Source organism: Gracilibacillus halophilus YIM-C55.5 (assembly GCF_000359605.1).
Classification (GTDB): Bacteria; Bacillota; Bacilli; order Bacillales; family Amphibacillaceae; genus Gracilibacillus; species Gracilibacillus halophilus.
In genome coordinates this window covers 1-6,115 of sequence record NZ_APML01000035.1, presented here as the reverse complement: position 1 = coordinate 6,115, position 6,115 = coordinate 1, and the positions used below count along the sequence as shown (strand labels likewise).

Genomic DNA, 6,115 nt, shown 5'->3' with positions numbered 1-6,115 from the left:
AGATGGTTCATAGGGAAGACTTCTTTTCTGTGAATTTTGTCTGCTAACTTTATTCTACAAAAAAGGGTCTTCCTTTTTCTATGCTCACGGAAGATTTAATATCTATTTACACAAACTATTTTACACTCTCGACTAGTGCACAGGTTAAACTTAATCGAACAGTTTCATAAAGGTCATGCACACTTGATTCAAACATAAAATTGAATTGGAAACATAGAACTAAACCTCAGATTCTAGAAAATTTCATGTAGCTATATGCATCAGTAAAACCTCGCACTAAGACTATTATAGAATACAAATTAAAACCTTACATCTTTAATGGATGAGTAGAAGAATACCAAAAGATCTCAGCATTTATTTCTAGTTTTGTGTTGACATACAAACAACCTCGTTACTTTACAAATACCTAAATTACAAAAGGTTTTTCTAACACCCTTAGTATAATTTGTGGTCTTTTTATAAAAACCCTATACCCTATATTGACAAACACTTTCCAAGCATTCTTTCACTTTTTTATTCCATTGTTTTTAGCTTATTTTCAATAAAATCTCGTTCTATTTCATCCAGATTATATTTTCCATATAATTGTTGATCAATCTCAGCAATGGACTTCGACCAATCAATATCTGAATTAGGTGTAAAGTCCTGTAGAGGAACATTAAGCCAAGTATCTTTATTGTTATCCTGAGTTATTTTAAGAGTACCCAACATAGTTCTAGCAAATTTAGTTTTAATATATTTTAATGCTGCATTTCCTTCGAATTCTGTTTCAAACGAACCAATACTAATAAACGATTGTGTGTAACCAATTAATGGGGTTCCCATTATTGGAGTTCCGATTAAAGGAGTGTTTGAAATTTCTCCTATAGCTCCACTTCCATTACTTTTAGGTAAAATGATTTTATACAAATGTAGATTTTGATGTTTCTCAATATATTTAGGATGTATAAATCTATTCACACGTTTGTTATTAATCAACCCAATTATCTTTACATCATCAGGAGTAGTAGGTACCTCCGTAAAAATATCCAATTGCTGAATTATTGAGGTTGTAATCCTTTTTTCACGCCCTTCACTACCAATAATGTTTTTATATTTAGGATAATCTTCATACAAGACATCCAAGTTAAATTTATTTTGTGGAAATATATTATCTATAATAGATTCAAAAGTTGTTTCACCAGTAACTTTATCCAATATAGAATTTAGTTCAGGGAGTTGCGTGAAGGTACCTATCTCCCCAAATGATTTATTAACATCTCGATAAGTTATAGCTATCCCACCTGGTATATTAGTGTCAGGAAATACCTTTGAACTATCTTGTTCATAATAAACAACCTTTATATGTTCGTCATTCAAAACCTTTCTGTTCCAAGCTTTCGGTGTTTTGCCTGCATTGAATAAAAATCTGGCAGGAGTAATAAACTCGACTTTTTCTGCCAACTTGTATGATTCCTCCATAAACAAGTGGTATATAGGATTATAACTGGTATCACTTGTCTCATCTTGATAAGGAGGGTTACCTATAATTACATCAAACTTCAAGTTATCATCTCCATAACTTCGTTAATATTTGAGGCCAAGGCTCCATCTTCTGATAATTTCATTGTGTCAATTTCTCGTAAATTACTTGTTGAAACACCTTCCATTCCATTATAAATAAAGTTCTTAACAATATTATAAATAATATTACTTGGTGCACATGCATACACTTGTTTTTCGAGAATCCATTTAATACGTTCTTGTTGGTTAGGAATTTGCTCTTTTAATCCATCGTTTAATTTCTTGACTATCTCGGTAATGTATAAGCCACTTTTAACATGTAAATCAGCAAACCTTTTCGTTTTATCAGAGAATATACCTGGATTTTCTTCTTCTAAAACGTTGACCATTTTTTTAACAACATTTTTTGGAGTAAATATCTGATTTGTTTTCTGGGGCGGGATATAATCAAAAATATCCTCTTGCAAGCTATCATCAAAATAATTTGCTAAACGCTTTTTGGTGTCTAAAAACTCTTGAATACCAGCATTGAACACTACTTCATTGAAAAGCCCGGGAATTGCTTTTTCTTCGCCATTATCATTAACATATTCAAATCCATCTCGAAGTTTCTTAAATTCATTTATAGTAATACTTGTTAAATTCTCAAAAGTTTCTTCATCAATATTTTTTTCAAAATTTGATAACTTTGTATTGTCATCACCATACGCCATCAAGAAAGAAGGTATTGTTCTCGCAAATCCACGTAAATGATCGCGAACATCATCTTCTGTTGTTTTCTTTTTCTTTTCTTCTACCTTTTCTATTTGTTCTTCTACTGCGGTATTGACTGTTTTTTCAACCTCTTTATTAATTTCTTCTTCAAAGGAGTTTTTAATTTCCTGCTTCTTTTCTTCAAACTGTTGATATGTTGCTACTAGAATCTCTTCGTCTTTATTTGAATCTGATTCTGATATTTTACTTTCATACTCCTTTTCTATTTCTTTTATTTGATTATTCAGAGTTAAGCTTTTTTCACTAATCATATCTTCTAACGCTGTGTTTACTGAATTTTCCACTTTTTCAACTTGTGTTTTACTTAAGTCAAACGAATCTTTTAAGTTTGTAAAACCGTCAGAAAATGATTCTGTGATATCCTTGGCCAAATGTTTAACAATCTTTTCTTGCTTTTCCTCTGCTTCTTCTGATGAAGATAACGCTTTATCAACAATATCTATAGTTGAATATATTTTATCACCAAAAAGTTCTTTCGATTTACCTATCACCACTTCATCAGGTATTTCTACATTTCCTTCATCATCTAAGGGGGGATCTGCAACAGGGATTTCACGACGATCATCTAATCGTTTGTTTTTCTCTGGTGGAATCTTTTCTAAAATTTCTTTAAAAGGGGAATCCCCTGAGAAGATTCCTGATATATTAGCAAACAATAAATTACTCATAAACCCCTTTTTAACAACCTCTTGTGATGTTATACGAGTAGGTATTGTTAACACTTCTGTTGCATCGATTTCTTGCATAGAACCATCTTCATCTTCAGCGATAACAGGAAAGAAGTTTAAGAGTTTTTTTATTTTGTTCTTTCTTTTCTCCGATGTTTTAGAACTACCACCCGTTAAATTATTAGCGAAATCATCATAAAGTTTTAATGTTCGATCAGGGGAGAAATCAAATATATAAGCATTTTCTTTTCGATATATTTTTCCTCCCTTTTCAAATTCGTGTGGATTTTGTGACCTAAAAGCAGCTTGAAAGTATAAACTAGGGGATTCAATATTATTCAACATGAAAACAGCTGTCCATTCAGGAATAGTTACACCTGTTGTCAGTTGCCCTACTGATAACGTTATTGTTTTATCGAATTTTTCAATAGCACGTCTTACTTTATCAAAGCTCTTTGTGTTCTTTTTGAAGTCAAGCGCCTCTTTTTCTATACCATCATTCAGACTAACACCATCTCCTGCTGCCAATACTACCTTATATTCTTTAAAGATAGGGTGCTGCTTCAGTAGTGCTTCAAGTGCCCTTGCAGCATTTACGCGTGGCAAGAGCCAAAAAGTATGATTTAGTTCACTACGATATTCCTCACTAGAGAATGGAAATTTCCCAGATGTTAGATTATCAAGAAAACTCATAACACTATCCTCATGAACAAACCGACCATTTTCTCTCACTCTGAAAAACTCATTTAAATCAAAAGCATAATCAACATTTTGCTTTTCCTCTAATGTTATTCCTTCAGACACTTCTGCCTCAATCATTTTACTCATTTGATACGTAAACAGGTTTAAAGTTGGTAGGCTTTCATACGGATTACTACCAATTGTTGGATCCCACTCCTGTTTGGCCTCTTGTTCATCAACATAAGACCAATTAAATATTTGGTCTTCAGAAAATTTATTATTAGCTAAAGCTTTAAACGGTGTGCCAGATAAGTGTAGAGTGAATTCTCTATTTATTTGACTGAATGCTCTATCTGTTTTTTTCGTATCTACACCTTCATGCGCTTCATCAATAACTAACAAGTCCCAATTTAAACCAGATATCCATTCTAATTTATCGTGTTTACCACCAGCAAATTTTGCTCCTTTTAAGTCTTGTAATGAAATAAAGGTGATTTGAGAAGGATCAGAATAAGACGTGGTATCAATAAATTTAAGATATTCCTCTCTTGTCATAGCTTTTCCATTCAACGCTTCCGTTTCTGATACGAATTTCATTTGTGGCTCTTGCCAAGAAATAAATTTATTGAAGTCCTCATACCATGAATTTGCGATCGCAGGTCTATTAGTTACGATCAAAACGTTGGTAGTTTTTAAATTTCTTATAAATTCGAAAGTGGTTAATGTTTTACCAAAACGCGGTTTAGCATTCCATAAGAATTCTTTTGGTTCCTGAGCACTTTGAAAATACTCATATGTTTTCTCAACTGCCTGTTGTTGTTCATTTCTTAATATATAGTCCGAACGCTCATCATCAATTTGTATTTCATCATAGTCACTATTGATAAATTTATTGGTTAATTTTTCAGCTTTATCAGGTGTACCATTAAAATAGAACCACTCATCTGCACGACCATTAAAGTTTTCCTTTTGAATTCCGTTTTGAATCAGAAATCTATGTAAGTCTTTGTCTCGAAACCATTCTCCATCTGATTTCTGTGCCTTCTTTTCAAATAAAACTTCAGGGGTTAATCCAGCAGTCCCAACTTGTTCAAAAATTCGTTGTACTGCACTTCTTGTTGTATCACCGATTTTTACATATCCATCATGACTAGGAACTTCAGGTAAAGTATAACCATACACTTTATATTCAATTTCATCAAAAGGCTTGATTATTGTCTTATTCATAAAATTCCTCCATTTCTTTAGTATACACATCTGTTATGTTAACGGGGATATATCGCATCTTTTTAGAAATTTCCTTTTCACTCTCAACATCTTCTTCTAAAAGTTCAAACATATCTAATTGTTTATACGGCTCTATGGTTTTATTTATAGCTTTATTGATAATTTCCCCGAATTCCTTTTCGGTATTTTCATAAATTTCATCTAAAGTGTATTCTGTTCTCTGTATTTTAATGTTTTTAGTTGTCTTTCTCATATTAATTGGAGACCATTCACTAAATACCAACGGCTTACCATCTATTGTATTCCTAGATAAAAAGTCTCCTTGCCTTATATTAGATGAAATGATCTCCTTAGCACTATCTAATACCTTTTTCTTTAACTCTCCATTATGAAGCTGAACTTGTTCTTTATAAATATCATAATAGACTTGAAACATATTTAATACACACGTCTGTGCATTATCTTCTAACAATTCAATACCATAAAGGCTAGTTAAAGTTAACAAAGAATAATTCTCAAATCTTTCAAGACCATCATTATATTGTTCTACAACTATATTTAGCTTTCTTTCAAGGATTGCAGTGAGAAAAGCACCCTCTCCAGCAGAAGGTTCTAAAAAAGTTGACGTTAAACTTTTACAGGCTTCATTCACTTCTTGTATTTCTAACATACTTTTTACTATTTTCTTTGGTGTAAATACTTCCCCATGTTTCTGTACACGATGTTTATTTTTAATTCCTATCTCTTCCAAATTTAGAACCCCCCCCAACATAAACAATACAATTGAAATAATTACTTGTTTTCAATTCATAAAATTCTGTTTCTATTTTACCATATAAAAGTTTAATCAAATATACTGAAGAAAAAACGATTGGTTATTTCTCAGCTTCTACCAACCCTTTTAAAGTTAATTTCTACCATAAACAGTACTGTATTATTGCTTGGATGATAATGCGTAACAATGAGACATACTATATTATTGAGTTTTGCTGATTTGATAAACCAACAAATCGATAAATCCAAACAACGAACATGATAATAGGCTGCATCAACAATATTTCTATTTCTCATGGTTAAATACATAATATTAAACCGTTTTAATCGCTAAACTAATTTAGACAGTTTTTGCTCTGAGAGTGTAAAATAGTTTGTGTAAATAGATATTAAATCTTCCGTGAGCATAGAAAAAGGAAGACCCTTTTTTGTAGAATAAAGTTAGCAGACAAAATTCACAGAAAAGAGGTCTTCCCTATGAACCATCT

At 31.8% G+C, this 6,115-nt stretch carries 3 protein-coding genes; all 3 read right to left on the bottom strand.

What is annotated here, in order from left to right:
* Positions 1-513: 513 nt before the first annotated feature.
* From J416_RS09325 to J416_RS09315, 3 genes are read right to left on the bottom strand one after another with little or no spacing between them, the layout of a single operon-like run.
* Positions 514-1,545: an Eco57I restriction-modification methylase domain-containing protein gene (locus J416_RS09325; protein ID WP_003469309.1), complete on the bottom strand. Its 1,032-nt coding sequence runs from the start codon at positions 1,543-1,545 to the stop codon at positions 514-516.
* Positions 1,542-4,853, bottom strand: a complete 3,312-nt coding sequence (locus J416_RS09320; protein ID WP_003469308.1) for a DEAD/DEAH box helicase family protein — start codon at positions 4,851-4,853, stop codon at positions 1,542-1,544. The genes J416_RS09325 and J416_RS09320 overlap by 4 nt, the downstream gene beginning before the upstream one ends.
* Positions 4,846-5,604 (bottom strand): DNA methyltransferase family protein, encoded by a 759-nt coding sequence (locus J416_RS09315; protein ID WP_003469307.1) that lies wholly within the window; start codon positions 5,602-5,604, stop codon positions 4,846-4,848. The genes J416_RS09320 and J416_RS09315 overlap by 8 nt, the downstream gene beginning before the upstream one ends.
* Positions 5,605-6,115 lie beyond the last annotated feature (511 nt).

Excerpts from the sequence above, each read along its gene's own strand:
- J416_RS09320 (WP_003469308.1), bottom strand. The coding sequence starts at position 4,853 with ATGAATAAGACAATAATCAAGCCTTTTGATGAAATTGAATATAAAGTG.